The sequence below is a fragment of the Butyricimonas sp. Marseille-P2440 genome, assembly GCF_900091675.1.
In the GTDB taxonomy this organism is placed as follows: domain Bacteria; phylum Bacteroidota; class Bacteroidia; order Bacteroidales; family Marinifilaceae; genus Butyricimonas; species Butyricimonas synergistica.
Window position 1 is genome coordinate 1,108,401 of the sequence record NZ_LT594609.1, and the last position, 24,952, is coordinate 1,133,352.

16 protein-coding genes and 1 tRNA gene are annotated in these 24,952 nt (G+C 44.7%); 5 read left to right on the plus strand and 12 right to left on the minus strand.

Annotated features, from left to right (window positions below):
- Positions 1 to 28: 28 nt before the first annotated feature.
- Complete coding sequence (locus tag BN8899_RS10290; RefSeq protein WP_018337615.1) at positions 29 to 1,246, minus strand: DUF4252 domain-containing protein; 1,218 nt, start codon at positions 1,244 to 1,246, stop codon at positions 29 to 31.
- Positions 1,247 to 1,489: 243 nt separating this feature from the next.
- On the opposite strand from BN8899_RS10290, the gene BN8899_RS10295 reads away from it, so the two are divergent.
- A complete protein-coding gene (locus BN8899_RS10295) occupies positions 1,490 to 2,713 on the plus strand; it encodes a 3-deoxy-D-manno-octulosonic acid transferase (RefSeq protein WP_065219312.1) in 1,224 nt (407 codons plus the stop codon).
- Here BN8899_RS10295 and BN8899_RS10300 read toward each other — a convergent pair.
- Positions 2,702 to 4,069, minus strand: coding sequence for a S28 family serine protease (locus tag BN8899_RS10300; protein WP_065219313.1), 1,368 nt, complete (start codon positions 4,067 to 4,069; stop codon positions 2,702 to 2,704). The two genes, BN8899_RS10295 and BN8899_RS10300, sit on opposite strands and share 12 nt — an antisense overlap.
- Positions 4,070 to 4,156: 87 nt before the next feature.
- Here BN8899_RS10300 and BN8899_RS10305 point away from each other — a divergent pair, with 87 nt between their 5' ends.
- Positions 4,157 to 4,621 carry a DUF2059 domain-containing protein gene (locus BN8899_RS10305; protein ID WP_065219314.1) on the plus strand — a complete coding sequence of 155 codons (465 nt, stop codon included), beginning with the start codon at positions 4,157 to 4,159 and terminating at the stop codon, positions 4,619 to 4,621.
- A gap of 141 nt (positions 4,622 to 4,762) precedes the next feature.
- On the opposite strand, the gene BN8899_RS10310 is transcribed toward BN8899_RS10305, so the two are convergent.
- The 8 genes from BN8899_RS10310 to BN8899_RS10345 form a co-directional block, all read right to left on the minus strand.
- On the minus strand, positions 4,763 to 6,346 hold the full coding sequence (locus tag BN8899_RS10310) for a PKD-like family lipoprotein (RefSeq protein WP_187376843.1): 1,584 nt from the start codon (positions 6,344 to 6,346) through the stop codon (positions 4,763 to 4,765).
- A gap of 20 nt (positions 6,347 to 6,366) precedes the next feature.
- Positions 6,367 to 7,059, minus strand: a complete 693-nt coding sequence (locus BN8899_RS10315; RefSeq protein WP_169503608.1) for a DUF4843 domain-containing protein — start codon at positions 7,057 to 7,059, stop codon at positions 6,367 to 6,369.
- 11 nt (positions 7,060 to 7,070) lie between these two features.
- Positions 7,071 to 8,540, minus strand: coding sequence for a RagB/SusD family nutrient uptake outer membrane protein (locus tag BN8899_RS10320; protein ID WP_065219316.1), 1,470 nt, complete (start codon positions 8,538 to 8,540; stop codon positions 7,071 to 7,073).
- A gap of 11 nt (positions 8,541 to 8,551) precedes the next feature.
- Complete coding sequence (locus BN8899_RS10325; protein ID WP_065219317.1) at positions 8,552 to 11,917, minus strand: SusC/RagA family TonB-linked outer membrane protein; 3,366 nt, start codon at positions 11,915 to 11,917, stop codon at positions 8,552 to 8,554.
- Between the two features lie 73 nt (positions 11,918 to 11,990).
- The gene (locus tag BN8899_RS10330; RefSeq protein WP_065219469.1) at positions 11,991 to 14,588 is read right to left on the minus strand and encodes a zinc-dependent metalloprotease; all 2,598 of its coding nucleotides are present in this window, start codon (positions 14,586 to 14,588) and stop codon (positions 11,991 to 11,993) included.
- A 31-nt stretch (positions 14,589 to 14,619) separates the two neighbouring features.
- Positions 14,620 to 17,226, minus strand: coding sequence for a zinc-dependent metalloprotease (locus BN8899_RS10335; RefSeq protein WP_231932322.1), 2,607 nt, complete (start codon positions 17,224 to 17,226; stop codon positions 14,620 to 14,622).
- Positions 17,227 to 17,293: 67 nt separating this feature from the next.
- Entirely contained in the window at positions 17,294 to 18,463 is a 1,170-nt protein-coding gene (locus BN8899_RS10340) for a FecR family protein (protein ID WP_065219319.1), read from the minus strand.
- Between the two features lie 73 nt (positions 18,464 to 18,536).
- The gene (locus tag BN8899_RS10345) at positions 18,537 to 19,094 is read right to left on the minus strand and encodes an RNA polymerase sigma factor (protein ID WP_018337604.1); all 558 of its coding nucleotides are present in this window, start codon (positions 19,092 to 19,094) and stop codon (positions 18,537 to 18,539) included.
- A 199-nt stretch (positions 19,095 to 19,293) separates the two neighbouring features.
- Here BN8899_RS10345 and BN8899_RS10350 point away from each other — a divergent pair, with 199 nt between their 5' ends.
- Positions 19,294 to 20,649, plus strand: coding sequence for an MATE family efflux transporter (locus tag BN8899_RS10350; protein ID WP_065219320.1), 1,356 nt, complete (start codon positions 19,294 to 19,296; stop codon positions 20,647 to 20,649).
- Here BN8899_RS10350 and BN8899_RS10355 read toward each other — a convergent pair.
- Positions 20,646 to 21,260: an HAD family hydrolase gene (locus BN8899_RS10355; protein ID WP_018337602.1), complete on the minus strand. Its 615-nt coding sequence runs from the start codon at positions 21,258 to 21,260 to the stop codon at positions 20,646 to 20,648. The two genes, BN8899_RS10350 and BN8899_RS10355, sit on opposite strands and share 4 nt — an antisense overlap.
- 25 nt (positions 21,261 to 21,285) lie before the next feature.
- Entirely contained in the window at positions 21,286 to 23,694 is a 2,409-nt protein-coding gene (locus BN8899_RS10360) for a TonB-dependent receptor (protein WP_065219321.1), read from the minus strand.
- 186 nt (positions 23,695 to 23,880) lie between these two features.
- On the opposite strand from BN8899_RS10360, the gene BN8899_RS10365 reads away from it, so the two are divergent.
- Positions 23,881 to 23,965, plus strand: a tRNA-Leu gene (locus tag BN8899_RS10365).
- Positions 23,966 to 24,319: 354 nt separating this feature from the next.
- Positions 24,320 to 24,895: an RNA polymerase sigma factor gene (locus tag BN8899_RS10370; RefSeq protein WP_231932323.1), complete on the plus strand. Its 576-nt coding sequence runs from the start codon at positions 24,320 to 24,322 to the stop codon at positions 24,893 to 24,895.
- The last annotated feature ends 57 nt before the right edge of the window (positions 24,896 to 24,952 follow it).

A 24,952-nucleotide genomic window follows, 5' to 3' on the forward strand; every position in this document is an offset into this window, starting at 1 on the left:
ACTGCTATACGAGAACGCGGGAAAAATGTTAGAACCCGAAATTCATTTCGTCCGTGATGATAACTACTTGGGCGGAGGGTGCATTCAGTATTTTTCGTTCGATGTCCGTTGCCGGGCGAATCTGAATGATTTGCATTGGGTCGACGTTGAATGCCCTCTTGAGCCGGTTGTTGACAAGTAATGACGGTTCGGATAATTTCTCGGGATTCACCGTGAATTCTTGGTTTTTGTGTTTGTATTTCAATGTACCATTTGAATAGCTGATGAATTGTCCGGCTTTTTTCAACGTGTTAATAATCACGTAAGATTTTTTCGCGTTACCCGGTTCGGTTACCATGATCACGTTGGCGATTTCCTCGGGGAAGCCGTTTTTCAGGCTATCGGTGGGGATTTCAACTCCATCAATCAAATAAGCGATTTCCGTGTTGGTAGCGTTTACCTTGATACGGGTTTTTCCGTTTTCCCGTATCACTTCCAGACCGTTTGAAATGGATTCGGATATGCCGTCCTCTTTTGTCCCGTCGAAGAGGGGACCCATGCTGCGGAACATCTCTTCGGCTCGTTTCATCATGTCTTCCATGCTGCCCATCTTGTCAAGTCGCTCCCGGAAAGAGCCGAAAGGATCTTCGCCGAAAAGGGAATCCCTCTTTATCCCGAAACGTTCCTCCATACGTTTGATGAAGTCCATCGGGTTGCCTATTCTCTCCGCGATAGAACTTCCTTCCGCCGGGGTATTTATGTATGCCAGCCTGTCGAGTCCTTTCACGTTCAATGCCGAGGCTATCTCGTCTACATTATCCAGATCAATATCCCCTTTCAACTCGATCACGGAAAGCGTGCCGTTTTCTTCACTCCATAATACCAGAGAGGTGATTTGTTCGTTGTTCTGCGTGACGTACAGACGCTCCTGCCCGTACATTCCGCGGTGGCTGCGCACGAGAGTGTATTTGGATTCGTTCTCCACGACGGGAGATAGTCTTTGGTTGATTTCCTCGACTACTTTGGGGGTCGCCCGTTCTATGTCGACTTGCATCACGTTGATTTCTTTCATCTTCTTCAAAGCCTCTTCTGCCGCGAGAGTCGGTTCGCTTTGTTTATAGAGTTTGTAAAGCGACGGGGTCAACATCGTTACAGTTATGCCTTCTTTGTTGCGAAATGCTTTCATCTCCTTGCCCACCTGCGCTTGCAGCGGAAGGAGAGTGACAAGGCTTATTGCCATACACGTTAATAGACTTTTGATCTTCATAACCTGATAAGTTTTATTGTTATACTAGCACATACTTTTTCCAGACAGTAAATTTAATAGAATAATTCATTCCTTCTTCCCGGCTTAACGTTATTTACAAAAGCTATACCATTGGGCAAGAAATTTTATACCTTTGACGGCGAAAATGATTCAGTGATTCGGAGATTTGCGATTCAGTGATTGTAATCATGTGATCTTGAATCTAGGTAATCACAGAATCTAAAATCATTAAATCACAGAATAATGTTATATAATTTCGGGATTGTTGCATATCGTTGTGCTATCGGGGTCGCTTCTCTGTTTAACGAGAAAGCGGCTTTATGGGTGAAAGGCAGAAAAGGTATATGGAAACGGATGGAAGCTGCCGGTCGGGGAAAAGGACGGCTGGTATGGTTTCACGCGGCTTCGCTCGGGGAGTTCGAGCAAGGGCGTCCGGTGATCGAGAAGTTGAAGGAAAAAGAACCGTACACGAAAGTATTGTTGACTTTTTTCTCGCCTTCCGGCTACGAGATTCGAAAGAATTATTCCGGTGCGGATTATATTTTTTACTTGCCGACAGATACTCCGGCGAATGCCCGCCGTTTCGTGAAGATGTGGCATCCCGATGCCGCGGTGTTCGTGAAGTACGAATACTGGTACAATTACCTTCACGAGTTGAACGAGCGTGAGGTGCCTACTTACCTGATTTCCGCGATATTTCGCCGGGAGCAGCCTTTTTTCAAGAAATGGGGAGGATTGCACCGCCGGATGTTGCACTTCTTTACCCGGCTTTTCGTGCAGGATGAAGAGTCCGTGAAATTACTTTCGTCTATCGGGATCACCCACGTGCAACAGACGGGAGATACCCGTTTTGACCGCGTAAAGCAAATCGCGGATGCGGCTAAACGAATCGAGAAGGTGGAGGCATTCTGTAACGATCGCCGTGCCGTGGTGTGCGGGAGTACCTGGCCCGGGGACGAGGAGATTATCATGGATTATATCAACAAGCAGGAAGGGAATTATAAATGGATTATCGTGCCCCACGAGATCGGGGAAGGGCATATCCGTGATATTTTGAGTAAATGCCGCAAACCTGTGGCTCGTTACACGGACGAGAGTGCCGACGTGACGAAATGTCAGGTGCTCGTGGTAGATACCATCGGGGTATTGTCGTCCATATACCGCTATGGTTCGATTTCCTACATCGGCGGGGGATTCGGAAAGGGTATTCACAACACGTTGGAAGCCGCTATCTATGGTATCCCGGTGATCTTTGGTCCCAAGTACCACAAATTCAAAGAGGCGGTAGATTTGATTGCCCGCGGGGGAGCTTTCTCTATTTCTGATAAAGAGCAGTTCTCCTCCTTGCTCGACTCGTTAATAAATAGCCCGGCTATCGCTGAGGCAGCCGGGCAAAGTGCTTTGAAGTTTGTCAATAAACAGTTGGGAGCCACGGATGCGATTATGCGTCAGTTATTAGTAGAATAGGACTTCTTCAACATCCTCTTCTACTTCGACACCCTTGATCCATGCTTTCAAAGTCTTCAAGATAGCGTCTCGCGTGAGATTCTCGAAGCTTTTGATCCGGCATTTGTGGTCCATGTCTGCTTTCACGTATTTGACACACTTGCTATTTTTTTTCAAGTCCACGGCTGTTGCGCTCCACGGGTCAATTCCTCCGTAGATGAAAAGCATATTTTCAGCCTTGGTCTGCAACCAATGGTTTATATCCTGCATTTGCTTCGTGTTGAAAGGCGTATTCTCGTACCCCTTGGGCATAGCGAAATCAAACGTGATCACGTTCTCTTTTTCTTCCTTGAAGAATTTTTTGAACGGCTTGATATTATAGGTGTACATACCTGTTTCGGTCAGTGCGGCATAATAGAAGGCTTGTAAATTTTCAATGGATTTGTCATCAAAGAAATCGGGAGGGGATACTTTTACTAGATAGTTGAATATTTCGTTATAGTCCTCTTCTTCCAGTTGGGGCATATCGTTGATGTTGTTTCCCCATTGCCAGAATGCAAACGGGAATTCTAGGATTGTGAGTTTCAGAGCCCGTTCCGCGTCACCGACTTTACGGAATGAATATGCTTTGCTACGAGTTAATTGCTCCATGAACGGCATGAGTTTATCCAAGTTTTCAAAACATCTCTTTTGGAAATCAAAGATTTGCCATTTGATCTCTTTGCCACCGCCTTCCAGCAGATGTTTGTTCTCGGGAGTATCCCCGAGTTTAGAGAGGAATTTTTCCAGGCGAGGATCTACTTTTTCGAGGTTGATCGGGGCAACGTAAGGCACGCTGACTTCCACGTCTTCCGGGTAAAAATAACGATGGTAAACCGTGGTTTGCCCTCCCTTGCTGATTCCGGTGGAAATCCATCTCGTGTCGGGATATACTTTTTGACGCAGGGTTTGGATGATCTCGTGTTGGTCTGTGGCGGCTTGTTTCAATGTTAAATATTCCCAGGGTGTTTCACCGGCAGGTTTGCTGTTATTGAAAAAGCGATGCTCTATGGTAAGTTGGTTCGTGTTGAATAATTGTGATAATTCGCTCGGCATGGGTGAATATATGCCATATCCTTCTAGGATGGCAACCATCGGAGCCTTGAAGTCGCGATGCCCGAGCAATACCCGTTGTTTGAATGTTCCTTTCGAGGGATTGCCGTGGTCTACCGGTTGTTCGTACAAAAACTCGTAATATTCGCTATACGGGGGAACTTTCAATTCCCGAATGTCGGATATTTCCTTGATCTGTTGCAATTTTTGTAATAACGGACCGTTTGCCAACAACGTCCCGCAGGCTAATAATAGGGATACGACAAGTGTAAATACATATTTCATAGGTCAGTTCTTTATTTTTCAGTTTGCAAGGTATGAATTTTATGTGAAAAAGATACCTTTGTTACACTATTTAAAAATTGTAAGACTATGAAAAGAATTTTATTATTACTCGCGCTCTCCTTGTGTCTATTGAGTTTTGCGGAAGCTAAAACCCCTCAAGATCAACCCTCAAAAGAGTATGTCGAAACGTTGAAAAAGATGATTGTTGTTTCTGGCGGTGATGCTACTTTCAAGCTGGTTATCCCGCAGATGTTCGCCATGATGAAGCAACAATTGCCGAATGTTCCCGAGGAATTCTGGAAAACGGCGGAAGAGGAAATTATGAAAAATATCGTGGATGATGTAGTCGGGATGTTAGCACCGATTTATTGGAAACATTTGACTAAGGCTGATCTGGAAGGAATTATCAAATTCTATGAAACTCCCGTGGGTAAAAAAATGGCTGCCGCACAACCGAATATTATGACCGAGAGCATGAAAGTCGGTCAGCAATGGGGGATGCAAATAGCAATGAAGATTCAGGGTATGTTGAAGGAGAAGGGGTATATGTAATTATCTTCGTGCTAAGTTGTACAGATCTGCATTTTGTTTTTCCGAACCACTTTTGAATTACTTTCTAAAATAAACAGAAAAGGGCTGTCTATTACTTTTAGACAGCCCGAAATACATTAAAATATTCGTGTACAAAGAATTTTAGCGTCCTTCTTTTCCGTCCCAGAAAGATTGGGCATCAGCTACTTTGTAAATGACATCTTTGATACTTCCCGGGTTACCTTGCATTTGGTATAAAGGTTCTTGGGTTTTCCCGGAGGTTAGAATAACGTTATCGAATTTAAAGATATAGAACTTGCCTTGTTCTGTGGCTACTCCGAGCCGATCGCCCAAGTCTTCGTCTGAAGTGATGGTGATAGACGTGATGCGCTCACCCTTGAAATCGAACTCAAACTCTCTGGGTAATTCATTCGGATCAGACGATTCGGTGCTTAGCCAATATAATTTCTCCTGATTAGCGCCTCCTGTGAAAAACAAGTAGGGGGTCATTCGTCCTATAGCAACTTCTGACTCTTTGGTGAGCACATTACCCGGAAATACGGTTTCTTCATATACAGGATAGACCCCGAAACCATAATTAGCTTCAAATTCAAAATATTGGCGATAGAATTTCTGTTCGCTTTCATCGAACAGGATACAGTAATAATAGGCAGGTGCATAATATCCGCAATCCCTGATGGCACTAAAAATCGGTTCCCGATCACCCATTTCATTTAGGGGGGTGAAATTGTCTCCATATTTATTCCAATTGATGAGACGTATCTCACCGGATTCTTCGGGATACCATGGACCATCGTAGATAAACATATATTGTTTTGAATTTTTTTCAAAGAAAAGACCGCCATAAAGCGTGTAGAAACAAGAGGGGAGCAGTAAGCTAACATGATACCTCTTTCCTCCCACGGGTTCCGGGTCAAAACGCCCAGCATGGAAAAGCGCTTGGTCGTCACTTAAACGACTGTACATTTTCCCGTCTTCGCTTAATACCCAATGTGTGTTGCAGAAAAACATGGCGTCTTTGATACGGAAATTTGCCGGCAATTGATCCCCGATAAACTCTTCGGCAAGGTAACTTTCATGCTTTAAAGAGGCTCCGTTTAATAGAACCGTACCTTTCTCTCCATTTTGTAGTACCCATACTTCAGCCAATTCGCTTCCCATTGTTTTTCCAGTGAAATGCTCGATTAATTTTACCGGTTCGCTTCCCAATTCTCTTCCGTTTACGTTTTTGTAGACGTCAAATTCTTCGAAGTAGGTCGTGGTGATTTTTCCGTCAGCACCTTCCTCGTGCTTTTCTCTTACCAGGGAAAGATTGGATTTCCCGTCCTTTTCGGAAAGAAGCAACCAGCAAGTTTGGTATTTAGCGTAGACTTCAACGGCGAAAGGAAAGAAATAGGGTAGATCAATATCCAAGTCTGTCACTTTCAAATTGCATATTTTATATCCAAGAGGACCGGGATAAACCGGAACATCTAAAATTTCTGATTCAATGATGGTGTCCCCGATGAGCCATTCGTATTTTAAATTCACGTTTACACTATCGTATTTGAAATGGAGTTTGGGTTCAATTTTTAGCCCGTCCCCTTCATGGATCGTGTACTTCCATTCCATGCCACCATCTTCCGTGATGGTATTCAGTTTTTTATAATTGTAGTTTCCCTCGTCCTCGAAGCATCCCCACAAAAAAGGGAATATGCCGAGTAACCATATACATATTTTTTTCATATTCATTGAATTTTATTGTTTTACTCGCCGATAACTGTTACAGTCATATCTTCTTCATTATCTTCATCATAGATAGGTGGATTCTGGGCTTTCAAATAGCGTTTGAATTTTAAAGCCAAGGCTCGGATCTCGCTGGCGGAGAGACCCGTGATGTCTCCTACTCCGGTTTCTTGCATGAATAGTTCGAATTTTTTTCGTGAGTATTTTCCTAAATAGACATTTGTTATCGTGTTGTTCCACCATTCGGGACGGGTCGGGATGGCACTGAAGATAGTTTTGTTGTAACGGAGTGCTTTCGGTCCCAATTGGTAGTCTCTCGTTGCTTCCAGCGTCAACACCAATGTATAACTTTTGCTTTCCAATTCGTCTGTTTTCTTGAGTTCCATCCAAAGCGTGTCTGCTACCACGTTGGCATGGAACACGGGATTTTTAGGCAAGGCGTAATTGGTCTCCTTTGCCGTGGAGACGGTGTCCACGATTAACTTGACCGGAGTATCTTCCATGAAGGGCATTCCTTGTAAAGAAAGCGGTACGGGGATTTCCAATGTTTCTTCTCCCGGGTAGAAATAGAAAGATATTTCCAAGCTGTCCGTGCTGATATCCGTACTAAAGGTCAAGTGCGTGTTCCCGCCGTAGATCGTGGTATCCTCTTTGTCACAAGCCGTGAACAGGATACCGGTAAAGATGAATAAATACAGGTATATTCTTTTCATAATCATATTAATTAAAGGTTTTCACTGCTCGGGATGTCCCATACCCATTTGCCTGCCATGTTAATTTTATTTCTCTCTCCATCCCAAATAGGAGTGTTCAAGCGTTTGTACATGAAGAACATTTGCCCTTCCTCTACCAATTCGCGACGGGCATCAAGAGCCATTTCCGTGAGGAAGTCGTTAAGCTCGGAAACCGGGGGAAGCGGGTTGATACAGCCTCGCTTTTGGCGTAAATTCGTGTGAATGAAATCGCTTGCGCCTTCGATATCGCCCTTCCTTGCCATGTATTCGCTCACGATGTAGACCATTTCTCCCATACGCATGACTGGGATTAACGGTCCGTTCACTCGTTCGTTGCTTTCAGTCTCTTCCTTTTGATATTTTATGGATATCCGCATTCCTGTTTTGGGTGATGATGACATTTGTGAATAACGGTAGTCGGTTTTATCCGAGAAGAGTAAATCATGGTGGCGAATCGCCAAAAATCCGTATGAAATATCGTTGAAGAAGTCGTTGTGATAATCTGTTACTTGCCCGTTGAAGAAGGCAAGTAGAATATCTCCTTTACTTTTGCGGTTTCCCGAGAACTCCCAAGAGGAAGGATACTTGTAAGCGGGAGTCCAAGAGTTAGAGCCAGGGAATGCCAGTACTTCGCTGGCGTATTCATGCGCCTTTTCAAGATTTCCGGCATAGAGGTACACTCTTGCCAAAAGTGCAGTGATATTATGGTAATTCATGTGGGTCCCCCGCATTCTCCAGAAGGTGCCTCTATTACCATCCCCCCAACCACCGTTGTCGATTCTATTATATTCCGTGTTAATTGCTCGTACATTTTCGGGTAGTGTATCTTGTGCGGCCAATTTGCGTGCGGTGAGCAGATCTTTCACAACGAGTTCTAAAACTTCCTGCACGCTTTTCCGTTCGCTCATGATGGAGGGATAAGTGGAAGAGTACGGGATGTATTTTTGTCCGTTATCCTCTGCCACGGAGGGGGCGAAAAGTCGCAACAGGTCAAAGTGCATGAAGCCGCGCAATGCGTATGCCTCTCCCGTGATCATGACTTTTTCTTGGTTCTTGTATTCGAAAATATTGGAATCCACTTTCTCGATTTCTTGAATCAAGTTGTTGCAATTGGCAATGGAGTTATACATTTTTGACCAAACATTATTGATCGTGGTTGAGAAACGCTTGTAGTCCAAGTCTGAAGCATAGAATACAGGGTTGTTAGTACCTGAATTCAAGTACGCTTTGTCGTACATTTGTCCCATCGCTTCCACCACGCCATAGGTTAGGTTCTGCCCGTATAGCTCCTTGCCGGAAAGTTGCTGGTATATTCCGTTCAATGCAGTCCGGAATCCTTCGCCATCTTTGAATAAGTCGCCGGATGCGATTTCATCGTCAGGGTAGACGGTCAACCAATCTTTGCAAGAAGAGAGGATGCCGGCGGTGAGTATCGTGAATAATAGTATGTATTTTTTCATAATCAATTGTTTTAGAATCCTAAACGTAAAGTGAAGTTCACCTGATTGGCAAACGGATAGTTAAGTCCTCGTTCCTGTTTGATGGAGGAAACACGCCAGATATCAGCCATGCTGACCCCGATTTGGAAGGTGGACAGGAACGTCTTTTTCATCCAAGCGTGGTTGCTGAAGTCGTATTCAATGTCTAAAGAGGCGAGCTCCATGAAATTGTTTTTTTGCACGAAGCGAGAAGTGGAGCGGGTCGGGTCATCGAAAGTGTCTTTCAAGGCTTTGAAACGTGCAACCTGACCTACCTCGCGCCAGCGGTCGGTAAATACCCGTTTGTCGGCATTCGTGAATTTTAGGTTGGCATCTTCCACTTTGTCCACCAGAGTCTGGTTGTATTCGTCACCGCCGAACTCATAGCGGAATCCGGCATAGAGGGAGAGTCCCTTGTAGCTTAAGTTCAAGGAAATGGTCCCACGGGCTTTCGGTTCTTTATCACCGATCACTTGGGTATTCAAGGCAGTCCAATCATAACTGATATTGCCGTCGCGGTTCAGGAAAAGCTCTTTCCCGTTTGCCGGGTCGATACCCAACGAGCGCATACCCCAGATGGCGGTTAAGGATTGTCCTTCTTCATATTTGCTAAGCGGTTTTGACCATTCGGCTTTGTTCGTGGCATCGGATAAATATTCATCTACCAAGTCATTGTAAGCCTTTAAGGATTCGGATATTTTCTTCATTTTTCCTTTCTGGGAGGAGAGGTTGGCGGCGATGCTCACGTACCAGTTATCGTTCCGGAGTAGCACGCTACGGAAATCCAAGGTGAGCTCTTTGTTTTCATTCTTGCCTTGGTTGTCGTAGTAAGTCGTAAAACCGGAAGAGGAGGGGATGGTCACGTCGGTAATCATATCCACGGTCGTCTTGGTGAAATACTCTGCTTTGAGGTAAAATTTATCTTGGAACAAGTTTAAATCCACTCCGATGCTCCAGGTATTTGCCTTTTGCCATTTCAAATCGGGATTTCCCATGGCTGACAATACGGCGCCATAACCGCTACTGTACCAATAATCCGTGTTGTTCTGGTAGATGGAGGTTGACATGGAAGCCTGGAATCCGGAACTTTGTCCTGTTTGCCCGTAACTGCTACGCACGCGCAACTCCGTCAACCAAGGGAAAGCATCCTGTACACCATTGTAGTTGTGGATGTTGATACCGGCACCGATGGAGGCAAAAGGCGCCATCCGGTTGTTCTCGCCGAATTTGGAAGAGGCATCGCAACGTATGGAAAGGTCGGCAAAATAGATGTTATTGTACATGTAGTTCCCCGTCGCCGTGATACCGATGGAACGGTCTTTGGCGCTATAGAACGAGGGTTTATTGGATATTTCGGAAGCGTAATGCGGGGAATCCAAATCGCTGGACGGGAATCCTCGGTATTCTTCGTTTCTAGTGGTTCTTTCACCCGTCATCAGGTCGTAGCGCAACGTGGCGTTGATGCTGTGCTTCTTGATGTTTTTGACGTATTGCAGCGAGGCAGAGAATTGCCAATCGATATCGGTTCCGGAGTTCATCATTAATTTACCCCGCAATTGGTTGAAATCATTACTTGAGTTTAGGTTTTCACTTGATTGGGATTTCGGGTCAATAAAACGCTTGCCGTTGTCCCATTTTTTGGTAGCGGTCAAGGCAACGTCTGCTTTCAATCCGTCGACAATGTACCACATGACTCTCGTCGTGTTGCTCAACTCCTCGTAATTGGAGCGGTTGTAACTCTTTAAGCTAGCTTCGTAAAGTGGATTCTTGCTGCTAGAGCCTCCGGAGTTGGGTAATGTTTGAAGGTAGTTCCCGTATTCATCCTTTAACCTGTTATAAGGACGTTGGGAGGTGTAGTCCGAGAATGTGCCGTAAGGTGACTCTTGGGAATTCATGCATTCGTAAGTCGTGTTGTTCACTACCTGCAATATGCTGCCTATGCGATAATCTAATTTCAAGCCGAGGGTGACATTCTTGCGGTAGGAATCTTTCATGACACCGTTGTTCTGGTTGTATCCGAAGTCCAAGCCGAAACGGAAATTTTCGGCACCTCCGTCCAGGTGTAAACTATGCTTGTGGTTTACGGCATTGCGTAGCGGTTGTGCCAGCCAATCGGTTTCTACTCCCTCTTTGATCCATCCTAACCGTTCGTAATAATCATCTTCACCCATTGGGGCTCCAATACCATCGTAAAGACCGGTAAGGCGTTCCGCTTCTAGAAGTTCGGAGCCGTTCATCATGTTGTAATCTTTTAATGAAGGCATGGATACCGTTCCGAGCAAGTTGTAGGTCACGTTGATTTTACCGGGACGGGGAGCCACAGTCGTAACGACGATCACGCCGTTGGAAGCGCGGGAACCGTACATAGCGGTGGCGGCGGCGTCTTTCAGCATGGTGATGCTCTCGATACGGTTCGGGTCCATGTCATATATTTTTTCCGCACTTACTTCGATACCGTCCAGGATAAAGGTCGGCAGGTTTGGATTGGAATTCAAATTGTTCTTGTCCAAATCTCTCACGCCGATACCGGTACGTCCGGAGATGTACATTTCCGGCATGTGGTTCGGGTCGGATCCGAATCGGTTGTCGCGTTCGATTCTAAAGGAAGGGGCAAATGCTTCCAAGGCGGTCAGTACGTTGCTCTTGGATGCTTTGAGCAGCTCTTCGCGTTTTACGGTGACGCTACTTCCGGAGAAGCTTTTCTGGTTGATTTTGGAGATACCTGTTACCACAACTTCTTCCAGGTCTTCTTGTTTTTCTTTCATGACAATCCGGAATTTTGTTTCTTGTCCGATTTTTATCTCTTGCGATTCCATTCCGATGAAAGAAAATACTAAAGAAACTTCTTTTAGGTTGGCGGGGATAGTCATTTTGAATAACCCGTTGGCGTCGGTACTGGTTCCGATGGTGGTCCCCTTGATGGTCACGGTTACTCCCGGTATGGAGTCTCCCTTGACATCGACAACGACACCGGTGATTTCTTTGGCTTTTTTCTCGTCTTCCTTTGATGTGGTTGATTTCGGTGTAATAACAAATACATCGTCAACAATCTTGTAGACTAGGTTTGTGTTTTCGAGACATTTTTTAATGACCTCTTCCAAGGGCTTCTCTTGCATCTTTAAATCAAATTGACGCTGGGATTTGACTTGTTCGTGATTGTACAAAATCTTGCATCCCATGACGTTGGTCAGATGTTCGAGGACGTTCGATAATGTGGTTTGTTTTAAGTTTACGGAAATAATTCTGTTCTGTTGTGCGTATAGCGTACTTCCTAACGTGGAAATTGCTAAGAAAAATTGCAGGAAAAGGAATAGGCTTCCTCCATACAATAGTTTGCAGACCGACTTTTTTTTCCTCATAATTAAATTGCTTTAGGTTATTTGATGTGGGCGGGTGAAAGAGTTTCGCTTCTTTCACCTGCCCGTGAATTGGTTATTTTATTGTTAGTGCTTTTTTTATCGTCTGTAACATTAAAGCATAGTGTGAGCGTGTGTTTTCGTCTCCCGTGTTCTTGGCTTGCTCGAGCAGTGTTTGGCATTTCTCGAGGAAGAAGTAGAATGTGGGAGCCATACTTGAAAAGTGACCGTTTACCATGCGTTGGAAGCCGACACCGGCAACGGGTTGTTGCCCTTCCGGTTGTCCGAAGGGTGATCTATAACCGAACTTTTGGTACATCTGTATAGCCAGCCATTCCTCGACGGACGGTTGATTTGCAATTCCCCATCCTGATACGCGGTCAGCCTGTTGCCCTGTTTCTACGTTGGATTTCGCGATCATGCTGTTCACGAATTCCCGTTGTGCCACGATTTCTGCCTCGGTCAAATTGCGTCTTTTGATTGTTGATTTCCAAACGTAATCATAGATGTCTTGCAGATACTCTTTTTCCGTGTAAGGATCGTCTGATTTGTCCGCGCAAAGCGCCAGCCGTTTGGTCCCGTTGATTAAGTTCGCCATGGTGTTGACTTGCATGTGGTTGGCAATTGAGCCTACGATGGAGATGTTTTTGAAATAGGCTTCATTGTCTAACCATGCCATGTCTTCTTGGGCTTTTAACAAGAATTGTACGGCTTCTTTCTGTTTCGCTTTAGGTACCGATTGGTAAGATGGGCGTGGGTCGCCTACATATCTTTCGTTCAGGTAAATTCCCCCGATTAGCACGTCTACATGGCGCAGGTAAAGTTGCAATTGATTTAATGTCGTGTAGTAGAAATAATCCCTGAACGAGTAGTCTTTGTCGTCTTTGTCCAGCCAATTGTCGATGTTCGCAACGACGTATTTCAAGTTTTTAATACCATAAGTGGCTGATTTGATGGGGTCATCTCCTAAATCTTCCTCCATGGCGCTGGGGTCATAATGCATGTAAATTTGTTGCTTCCCGTAACGGTAGATAGGATCCCCTGCTTTTTCACTGATCCAACGGTCTAAGACGGGTATTTCTTCTTCAGCCGTTTTTGCCTCGAGGATAGGGGAGTAAATCCAGTTGATAGCGTAGTAGTCATATTGCCCAAGGATAGGAGGAGTGAGTTTTACTCCTTTTTCCAGGTCTCCCGGTTGTGCCACGTAATTGAAGCGGGCATAGTCCATGATGGAGGGAGTCGTTCCGTATTTTTGAGTGAAAGATGCGGAGCGCAAAGAGTCCGTGGGGAAGGCGTTCGAGGCTGCCATGTTGTGCATTAACCCTAAGGTGTGCCCCACTTCATGGCGGCTTACATAGCGGATAGCATCGCTTAAGATGTCTTCCGGCAAGTTCAGGGTGCGTACTCGCGGGTCAACGGCTGCCGTTTGTACCATCCGCCAATTGTATAGTAGGCTAACGAGGTTGTGGTTCATGTACACGGAAGCGTTCAGGATTTCCCCGCTTCTTGGGTCAACCCAAGAGGGACCCATGGCATTCTCTACCATATTAGGTGCGTAAATGACGCAAGAGTATTTGATGTTATTCGGGTCAAATTCTGGGTCATCAGTCGGGAACGGACGTACTTGTACGGCATTCTTGAACCCGATTTTCTCGAAAGCTAAATTCCAGTCCTCGATACCTTGGGTGATGCTCTGTTTCCACATTTCCGGAAATTCGGGATCAATGTAGTAAACTATCGGTTTGATTGGTTCCACGAGTTTTCCGCTCTTGAATGCTGCCGTGTCTTTTGGCTCCAGTCTCCAACGGTTGGCATAATAAATGACTTTTACTCCATGGTCGTCATTCGCGTATTTCATTTTTCCCGTGTAGAAGACTCCAATGCGGGGATCGCTGAAACGGGGACGCATGGGTTTTTCCGGTAGCAATACTAGAGAACGGGTTACTTCCGCGGTGAAAGGTTTGTCTGTTTGGTATTCAAACATGCCTAAAGCTCGCATGGTGATGGTAAACGAAAGGTGGCTGTTGATGGAGATGTTGTCATCAAATGCTTTGATGTCCCCCACGAAGGAACGTTCCTTTTTGAATTTTGTGATACGCAACATCCAACCGTAATAGGTACTTGCGCTATACGGGTCGAAGGGGTCAATTTCGTATCGGTCGCTCACGAAGAAGTCCGTCACGTCAAATACAACGGCTGTTTTGTCGTTGTTCCAACACTTGATGTCGAAGTTTTCGATGATAGCTCCCACGTTTGATTCGTCTATCGCATTTTGAATGTTTTGGTCTTCCGCGTTTGTTATCGAGTAGTTGAACACGTAGCGTAATTGTACCGTGGAATCCCCTTTGGTAAAGTAGATATGCAACGGGTCGTGAGGTTTTTGACCGACAAGTCCTTCGTCATTGCTCGCCGTTTCCTTGATTGTTGAACCAAGTAGCATTTCTCGTTCAAAGAGGGCGAGGGGAAATTCAAAATATATTTTCCCATCTTTTTTGTGCAGGGTGATCATCCCTTTCTCGGTCTGGCAATCCGGGGTCGCGAATAGTTTATCGTATTCCGTTTTTGCTTTTGTTTCGGTCTTTTCCTTTTGGTCCTTCTTTTTCTTTGTGCCTGCTTGTAAACCTATGGCAGGAATTAGAAAACAAAGAAAGAAAAGTATGGTTATTTTATTCATTTTCATTTTTGATTTAATGTTCCACATCTGTTTATTTCAGAGCCTTTTCTATTTGACGGAGCAGTAATCTGTAATGGTTGCGGGTCTCGATATTTGGATGATTGTAATTCTTTTGAAGTAAATCTTTCGTTTTCATCAATATCCCGTAATAAACATGATATTGCTCAGGTGCATTGTTGAAATTGACGTTAAACAAGAAGCCGAAGCCGCTTACTTCTTCCGGTGATTGCAGGCGTTCAAAAGCATATTGAGTGTTATATCCGAAGTCCTCGATGCTTTTTTGTTGCACGTAATCGGGCATTTGAATGGAGTTGTCAGTAATACCTATCATGATGGAATTTTTTGATTGGGTACTTGTCCCTTTGTTTACAACGGCGTCCACGAATGCGATTTGTAATTTCCTGTCAGAAACCGCCAATGATTTATTCTTAAGCGTGTTCTCCCAAACGTAATTATACACGTCATTCAAATATTCCTTGGTCGTGTAAGCTTCTTCCGGGGTAGATTTGGTGACGCACAATGGAATCCTGTCACTTCCCGTGTTAATGATCCGGCTTACGAGAGAGGATTGAATGTCGTATGCCGGGCTTCCGATAAGCGGGAAGTTCTTGAGCAATTCTTTGTTTTCGACCCATTCTATTTCTTTGGCTTGTGTCATCAAGAATTTTAGTGCTTGTTTTTGTTTTTCTTTCGGCACAGACTGGTAACTCGGGCGAGGGTCTCCCACGTATTTTTCATTCAGGTAAATACCCCCGATATTGAAGAACACGTGGTTCAAATAACGACCGTATTGCTGCAAAATTTCATTGTATAGCATCCCGCGGTGCGTGTAGTCCTTGTCGTTGGCATCAAACCATGTGTTCAGGTTTGAAAGAATGTATTTCAAGTTTTTGATACCGTATTCAGATGCTTTTACGGCGTCGTCACCCAGGGCTTCGGATAGGGATGTCGGATCCAGAATAAGTGAAAGTTGTTGTTTCCCGTAACGGTAGATGGGATCTCCTGCCTTTTCACTGATCCAGCGGGTTAAAATTTCAGACTCTTCTTCGGCCGTTTTTGTTTCCGGTAAATAGGAATAGTTCCATTTTACCAGATAGTAGTCGTATGCTCCTAAAATAGGAGGAGTTAATTTTACACCTTTTTCTTTGTCACCGGGTTGTGCTACATAGTTAAAACGAGCGTAGTCCATGATGGAAGGTGTGGTCCCGTTAGCTTGAGTGAATTCAGGATCTCTCAATTTTTCAACGGGATAGGCGTCTGAGGCTGCCATGTTGTGCATGAATCCCAAACAGTGTCCCACTTCATGACGGGCTACATAACGGATAGCGTCGCCCATGATGCTTTCCGGTAAAATTTTTACGCGCACATCCGGGTCTGCGGCTGCCGTGTGAATGAATCTCCAGCTGTAAAGTAGGTTGATCAAATTATGGTAAATATATACTGAAGCATTGATAATTTCTCCCGAACGCGGATCTGTCCAAGAGGGTCCCATGGCATTTGCCATAGGTGTCGGAGCGTAACGGACGCAGGAATATTTGATATTGTCAGGATCAAATTCCGGGTCGTCTGTTGGGAAAGGACGGGTTTGAACTGCATTTTTGAACCCGATTTTTTCGAAAGCTAAATTCCAATCCTCGATACCCATACTGATGTATTTTTTCCACATTTCGGGGAAATTGTTGTCAATATAGAACACGATAGGTTTTTTAGGCTCCACGAGTTTACCAGCCTTGAAGGTCGTTTCATCTGATGGTTCCAGTTTCCATCTGTTAGAGAAATAAACCACTTTTGCCCGATTGTCTTTGTTCGTGTATTTGATTTTTCCTGTCGGGAAAATACCGATACGCGGGTCTGCGATACGGGGACGTGCCGGAGTTTCCGGCAACAAGATAATACTGCGTGTTGCCAAGATGGTTAGTGGTTTTTCGTATTCTATGTAAGATCTGCCGTATATGATGGTACATTTGTAAGAAAGTACGCTCCGTATGGCGACATTATCTTTAAAAGCTTTGATACCTTCCAAGAAAGATTTATCAGATTGGAAGGTACTTTGACGGTTCAAGTATCCCCCGTAGGTATTAGCCCCGTAAGGGTCGATTACGTCTAATTGCTTATTGTCTCCTGCAAAAAATTCAGTTGTTTCAAATACAACAGCGCTACTGTCCGCGTTGTAAGCCAAAACCTTGTAATTCCCTAGTATCGAACCGATGTTTGATTTAGCTAACGCACGTTCAATGTTGTCATTGCCTTCTTTTGTCGTGATGGAGAGCCCGTCAATTAGACGCAATTGGATAGTGCTGTCTATTTGGGTAAATTGCACGTGAATGGGATCCATCGGTTTTTGACCAACTAAACCGTCTCCATTGTCACTCGTTTCCGTGATTGTGGAAGCGATAAGCATATCCTTGTTTAGTAGATTGAGGGGAAATTCAAAATATAATTTTCCGTCTACTTTGTGAAGGGTAATAAGTCCTTCTGCTTTTATATGGCTTTTTTTGTCGAAGAGTTTGTCATAGGCATTTTCCTTTTTAGCGGAAGTTTTTTCTTCGTCTTTTTTCTTTTTTCTTTCAGCTGCGGTAATATCCGAGAAAAGAGTAACGGATAAAATACAAATGAGTACATACAATTTGTGTTTCATAGTAAATGTTATTTGTTTTACATACATGCGTCTGGTACGCACACCTTTTATTGATTTGTTTATATTGTTACATCCTCATGATGACCACTGTCCGGTCTTGCACCTTGAATTTAATATCAGCGGTTAATTCCAAAATATCGAATGCTTTCGTGATATCGGTGTATTTAGGTATAAAACCGGTAAAGTGGTAATCTTTAATAGATTGGTTCGTGTAAAATAGATTCACGTCATACCATCGGGCGAGTTTCGTCATGACGACTTCCAGTCGTTCGTTGGAAAAATAAAAATTATCATTTTTCCATGAAATGGCATTGTTGGCGTTTATCTTCTTGATACGGATATTATCCCCATCTATTTCAAGCGACTCGTCCGGTTCCAGTTTGTAATTCTTGTTTGCTTTTTTCACTTCCACGCTGCCTTCCAGCAACACGACCCGCGAAACGTCGTCATCCTTGTAGTTGGACACGTTGAAACTTGTACCGAGCACCTGCACCGCGAAATCTTTTCCTTCCACGATAAACGGGTGTTTCTCGTCACGGCTTACTTCAAAATAAGCCTCTCCTTCCAGGTATACCCGGCGTTCGGATTGGCGGAAGGTCACGGGATACCTGAGTTTGGATTCGGAATTCAGGTGTACTTTTGTCCCGTCTGCCAGTTTCACGCTATATTCTCCCCCTCTGCCGATAACGAGCGTGTGGATACTTTCTGCTTGTGCGATCGTGTCCGCTTGTGTTGCGGCTTGGTAATATAGAGTGGACGAGTCGTTCCGGTATTTTGTCCCGGAATTGTCTTTTAATTCAAGTTGGCAATTCTTGTGTAGTTGTATTTCCTGCCGGTTGGACACGATGAGAGTCGCTTTGCCTTCCCCCGGTTGAATCGTGTTCATGGCGACAACTGTATTCTTTTCTTCGGATTCTCCTGTTATTTCATACTTGTAAATAAAGAATGCCCCGAGCAAAAGAAGGATGGCGGCGGCATATTTGAAATAACGGATTATAAAGTGTCTTCGGGAAGAGGTAACGACCTGTTTCCATGCCTTGTTCGTGTCGATGGTTTGCTTCAGGCGATATTGCTCGAGAATGTATTTTTCATCGTACATACGATGGTATAATTCTTGGTTTTTATCCGATTGCTTCAACCAATTGTCGAGAAAGAGTTTTTCTTCTTCTGTGATTTCCTGCCTTATATCTTTTAAGATGAGGTCAGAAATTTTCTGTATGTCGGATTCTTTTCTCATGGTGATATTGTCTTTTATCTTTAAGACAAAAGAATCAATACCGCGGGTGACAAAGGGGATTATTTTTTATATTTCAAATAATGTGGAAAATGAAAGCTGCCACGGGGAATAAATCCTTTAGATTTTCTTTCAGGAACTTGCGCGCTCTCAGGCGTTGAGTTTTAACCGTGTTCTCGGATATGTGCAGGGTTTCGGCAACTTTGCAAACCTCCATGCCGTCAATATAACTTAATTTGAATACTTTCCGGCATTCCTCCGGGAGCTGGTCGATTGCCCGGAAGATTTCATCCATAATCTCGCTTTCGATGCGTTGGAGTAGGTAACTATTTTCTTCATAGACCTCTTGTTCGAAGTCTTTCATTTTTTCGGTAATGTATGCCTGGTGTTTCAGGTGATTTATACAGGCGTTATGTACCGAACTGTAAAGATAGGCTTTGAGCGATGTCACCCGGTTTATTTTTGCGTTTTTTTGCAATAACGTGATAAACACATTCTGAACGATGTCCTCCGCTTCGTCAATATTATTCAAAATGCGGTTGGCAAAAAGACATAAGGGAGGATAAAATGTGGTAAACAATTGTTTGCCGTATTCATCCGTTGAGAATAAGTGTATGTTAATCTCTTCTTCCATATTTTTGTCTTTTAGTCAAATTATTAACGTATCACCCCTAAATGTAAGACAAATAATATAACACCGCGGGTGACGTAGGTTACGATTTTTTTTCAAAATTACTTGCTAGAGCCTCAAATAGCGCCCGTGAACAATCATTCAAGGCAAAGTTAGAATATTTTGGGATATATCTCTATTTTTGTGCTCTCAAACGGACAGTATGAATAATTGGATTTCGAGATATAAACAGCATTACACCGGTACGATCAGGATCGGGGTCCCCATCGTGTTGGGGCAATTGGGTGTGGTGGTTGTCGGTTTGGTGGATAATATCATGGTGGGGCATTTCAATACGTCCGATTTGGCGGCTTCTTCATTCGTGAACAGCGTGTTTAATATCCCGATTCTTTTCGGGTTGGGGTTTTCTTACGGGTTAACCCCGTTGATCGGGCAGTTTTTCGGGCGGGGGGACAAATTCCGGGTGGGAGGTTTGCTAAGGAATAGTTTGTTGGCGAACCTGTTGATCGGTATCGTGTTGTCCGTGGCTATGGGTATTCTATATTTGAACGTGCATAAAATGGGGCAACCGGAAGAATTGTTGCCGCTGATACGTCCCTATTTCCTGTTGCAATTGAGTTCGCTGGTGTTCGTGATGATGTTCAATAGTTTCAAGCAATTTGCCGACGGTATCACGGACACGAAAACTTCCATGTGGATAATGCTTTCCGCCAACGTGTTGAATATTATCGGGAATGCGGTTCTGATATACGGGGCTTTCGGGCTTCCGGCACTCGGGGTGACGGGTGCGGGAATTTCCACGTTGGTTTCCCGGATATTTATGTTCGTTGCTTTCGCCTTTCTTTTTTTTCGGCGCTTGTCGTACCGTCGTTATCGGGTCGGGTACCGTCGGACGGCTTATAATTCCGTCGATTTGAAAGTGTTGAACCGGATGGGCGTCATGGTAGGGTTGCAAATGGGTATGGAAACCGCTTTGTTCAGCATCAGCGGGGTAATGATCGGGTGGTTGGGAACCATTCCCCTTGCTGCACACCAAGTAGTGGCTTCTATTTCTACGTTGGGATATATGGTGTATTATGGCGTGGGGGCTGCCGTTTCTATACGGGTGAGCAATTTTTACGGGCGGGGAGATATCGTGGGTGTCAGGCAAGCGACCACGGCAGGCGTTCACCTGTTGGCATTGCTGGCGATAAGTGTTTCCATTTTCTTTTTACTGGTAAGGGAACGTATTGGCTTGGTTTATACTTCTTCCGGGGAAGTCGTGGACTTGGTTGCCGTGCTGATGGTGATTCTTGTCTTCTACCAATTCGGCGATAGTTTGCAGATCATTTTTGCCAATGCCCTGCGAGGCGTGTCGGACGTAACTTCCATGGCGGTCATTTCCTTTATCGGGTATTTCGTGATTGCCTTGCCCGTTTCCTATATCTGTGGTTTTGTCTTAAATTGGGGCATTGAAGGCGTTTGGGTAGGTTACCCTCTCGGGCTGACCCTGACCGGAGCCATGCTATGCTGGCGTTTCTATTACTTCCTGCGAAAACAAAAAAAGTTTGGGGTTTAAAGTTGGAATGAAACTTTAATCCCCAATCTTTCCTTTACCTCCTTATTCCCTTTTTGCTTATCCGAGAAGTGTACCGTATTAATCCCGAGTGCTTGTGCCGCCTTGATATTCGCCTCAAGATCGTCAATAAACAACGATTCTTTCGGCTTCAGCTGATAGCGTTGAAGTATTAGATCGTAAATTTCCCGATCCGGTTTCACCATATGCTCGATTGCCGAAATAACCTGTCCGTCGAAATACTTGAAAACTTCCCGCGTTTTAAGATAATCGTAAAAATCGAGAGACATATTGGATAAACAGTATAATTTATACCCTTTGGCCGACAGTTCCTTAATCAACGCTTCCGTTTCGGGAATGGGCTTCAGGGAGAGTTTCACGTGTTCCACGAATGCGTCACATTCTTCGGCGGGTATTCCCGTGAGGAGAGCCACTTTGTTCACGAGTTCTTCCCGCTCGAGCATCCCTTTGTCGAAAGCCGTCCAGTAATCTTTGAAAAATCCATTGCTTTTGATATACATGATTAGCGTGGGATCTCCTTCAAATGAGTTGATTACTCGTTCCCCGTTCCACTCGACAACAACTCCTCCCAGGTCAAAAATAATATTTTTCATAATCGGCGTCTATTTATGTTTTGCTTTAAAAATCAATTATTATACCGACAGAGGGAAGTAGCGTCCCCGTGTCGTTTTTAATATACCGCATTAGGTAATGCCCCGGACGATCGGGGTCTACCCGGTAATTTCCGTCCGCATCCTCTTCCGGGACAAGGCGATCGGGGCTTTTCGTTTTATGGTTGTATATATTTTGTATGTCGGCATACAGGATCAGCGACCATTTCTTGAAATAAAAACTCCGGTCAACCCGAATATCCAGTTGGTGGAACGAGGATGCCCGTTCACTGTTGAAACGGGAATAGTCGAGATAAGGTTGCTTTTTAGCTTCCCAAGCGACAATCAGGGAACTCGTTTCCCGGTCGTAGGGGGTAAAGGGAGCCCCGTTCGTGTACCGCCATTTCATGCCGATATCCCAAAGTCCCAGTTTGCGGGTTGCCGTGAGAGAAAAGATATGTCGGTTATCCCAGCTGCTAGGGATATACTCGGATGTCGGGCGTAAATTATGATCCATTTGCTTGAACTCGGAATAGAAATACGTGTAGGCGGCGGATGCCACGATGCCGAAGAACTCTTGCGTGCGAACCATCAATTCCATCCCGTATGCCCGTCCCTCGCCAAGCGACTTGACGGGTTCATCCCCGACAGCGACATAATCCGTGCCCTTGTTGGCAAGCACGATGCTGTCTTGTAACGATACGGGGTATTTATCGTAGGTCTTGTAGAACCCTTCCAGCGTGATCTGGGTCCGGCTGCCGGGGCGGTATTCTATCCCGGCGGCATACTGGTTCGTGGCGATGTATTTTATTCCGTTGCGTTTGTTGACGAGTGCGCCGTTGGCATCAGCATATCCCATGGTCGTGTAGGATGGTAACTGGTAATAACGCCCCGTGCTGGCATTGATAAACCATTCCGGCGTGAGCGAGTAGGATAGGGAAAGACGGGGTGAGAATTGTTTCAGCGGATTGTTCATCCCCGACGTGTAGCTATTCCCGTCTACCCGGGCGCCGAATGACAAGGAGAGGCGTTCCAGGAAAAAACTTTTACTGACCTGTCCGAATACTGACCATTTAAAGAAATCAAAATGCCGGTTATAGCGGATGTCGTTCAGCGTTCCTCCCGTGTACAGTTCCCGTTGTGTCTTGTTCTTGTACGTGGCATACTCTATGCCCGCTCCGAGATTTAGCTTTATGTTTTTCCGGGTCAGGCGGTTGTGCTCGAAACGGAACTTGTTTTCCGTTTCCCCCGAGGTGTAGTCCACCAACTTGGGTTGGCTCTTATCGTTCCGACTGTATTTTTCTATCTCGTTTTGCAGGGTACTCCGGCTAATCACGAAAAGATGGTTCCATCGTTTCCCGTAATACTTGTATGTTGCCCCTAGGGTATAACTCCATTGCACGCTCTCGGGCAAGTAATTCAGCATATATTTTTGGTCATCGTCGGGGTCTTCCATGTTTTTATTGAGGTTATTCACGTCGTATGCCCCGATACCCAGTATCGTCAATTCGCTCTTGGACGAAAAATTGGTTACCGTCTTGAATTGCAAGTCGTTGTACACCGGAAGAAAAGGCAATCCGATCATATCGAACAGAAACTTGAGATAACTCCTTCGGGCGGACATGATAAACGTCGTTTTCGGGGCAAGCGGACCGTCCAGCGAGAGCCCGAAATCGGTAGCCCCGAAAGTTCCCCTTACTTTTATTTTGTCCGGGTTTCCCGATATTTGCCGGAAGTCGAGCAGGGAACTCATCAGGTTGCCCCGGTTCGCGGGAAAGGCTCCGGAATAAAAGTTTACTTCTTTCACGAAATCGACATTCACGATGCTCACCACGCCTCCAGAAGACCCTTGCGTGGCAAAATGATTGAGATTCGGCAATTCCACGTCGTCTAGGTAAAAGCGGTTTTCGCTGGGACCGCCGCCCCGCACGATAAAATCGTTCCGGAATGCCGGGGAAGAAAGTACGCCCGGCATGGATTGCAGCACTTTCGATATATCGCGGTTCCCTCCGGGGTTTTTCTCGATCTCGGCAATGCCTATGCGTTGTAAGGACATCGGACTGACTGCCGTTTTACGAAACGGGTCGGCTTTTACGGTCACTTGTTCCAGGGCAACGGTGTTTTCCTCTAACCCCACGTCCACTGTGCGTTCGGATGCCGTGTTGACCATAAACTCTTCCGATAACTTCGTGTTGTACCCGACACTGCTTACTTCTAGACGGTTGAATCCCAACGGCACGTTCTCTATTCGAAAGTACCCGTTCTCGTCAGTTGCCGTCCCTATCGTGGTTTTCCAGATCACCACATTGGCAAACGGTACCGGTTCATTGTTTTTACTGTCGAATACACGCCCTTTCACGACTCCTTTTTGTTGCGCGAGTGTCACAAAAGGGAAAAAGAATAATAGGGCAAGGGTAAATCGAGTTACTGTTTTCATCTGTTTAAATATCGGTATCGCGAATGTAGTTAAAATACATCTACTTATGCTATATCTTACCCTATTTTCAATGGAAAGTAATTTCTTCTTCCTCGCTTGGTTGAAAAAAAAAGACTTTTCCCCGAAAAAAAATGCTATAATTATTTGCAGATTGCAAGAAAAGCACTACTTTTGTCCCGTCTTCAAGCCTAGGTGGCGGAATTGGTAGACGCGCTGGACTCAAAATCCAGTGTCCCTTAAAGACGTGCGGGTTCGATTCCCGCCCTGGGTACAAAAATCCCCTCTTGATCATTTGATTTTGAGGGGATTTTTATTTTTAAAGTAGCTAAAGGGTAGCTAATATGGGATCATTTCTTTACCCCAATTCTACTGTTACGCTACCCCATGGACGTATCATGAACCAATTATGGACGTATCATGAACGCTGACGGTCGATTTTGATGTGTTTGTGAGTTGATGATGAAAAGATAATGTGGTAGAGAAAGTATAGTGTAAGGGGCAGGGAATACAAGAGTGGGGCGATTTAAGGTGTGAAAAATATATTTTAGGGTTTAAACTGTTGGGGAAGGAATTGTTTTTAAAGTTGAATCGTCGTATATTTGTATCAGTATAATTATATGTGTTCGTGCGAAATGAGGATGTGATCATATTAAAGTATTTGAAAGCCGGGGATACTAAGGGAATGGCATTTTTGTTTGACCGTTATTATCGTCCGTTGGTTTTATTTGCAGATTCTTTTTTGTGTGATTTAGCTTGGGCGGAGGATGTGGTGCAGGAACAATTTGTGAAATTTTGGGAGAGAGAACTTTTTTTGAATGTTCACGAAAAGGCGTTGTCCACTTTTTTGTTTGTATTAATCAAGAATGCTTGTATTAATGTATTGGGACGTAAAGGGATACCGACTGAGGATATTTCTGCCTATTGTTATGATATCGTGGAAGAAGAGGTGGAGGATTTGGATGAACGTACGGTGAATACGGTGAGATCTGCGTTAGAGCGATTACCACAACGAATGAAAGAAGTCGTGGTGTACGTAGTGTGTGAAGGTTGTTCTTACGCGGAAGCTGCTGAACGTATGGGTGTTTCCGTTAATACCGTAAAGACTTCTTTGCGTAAGGGAATGAAAGAGTTGCGGGAAATGCTGGAGGAAAAAAGGGATTTTCTTATCTTGTTATTGTACGGGGAAAAAATATTTTGCTGATTTCTTGAAAAAAATTGTTTTTGAATCACCCTTTTTGCAAGGGAATTTTGTTTTTCT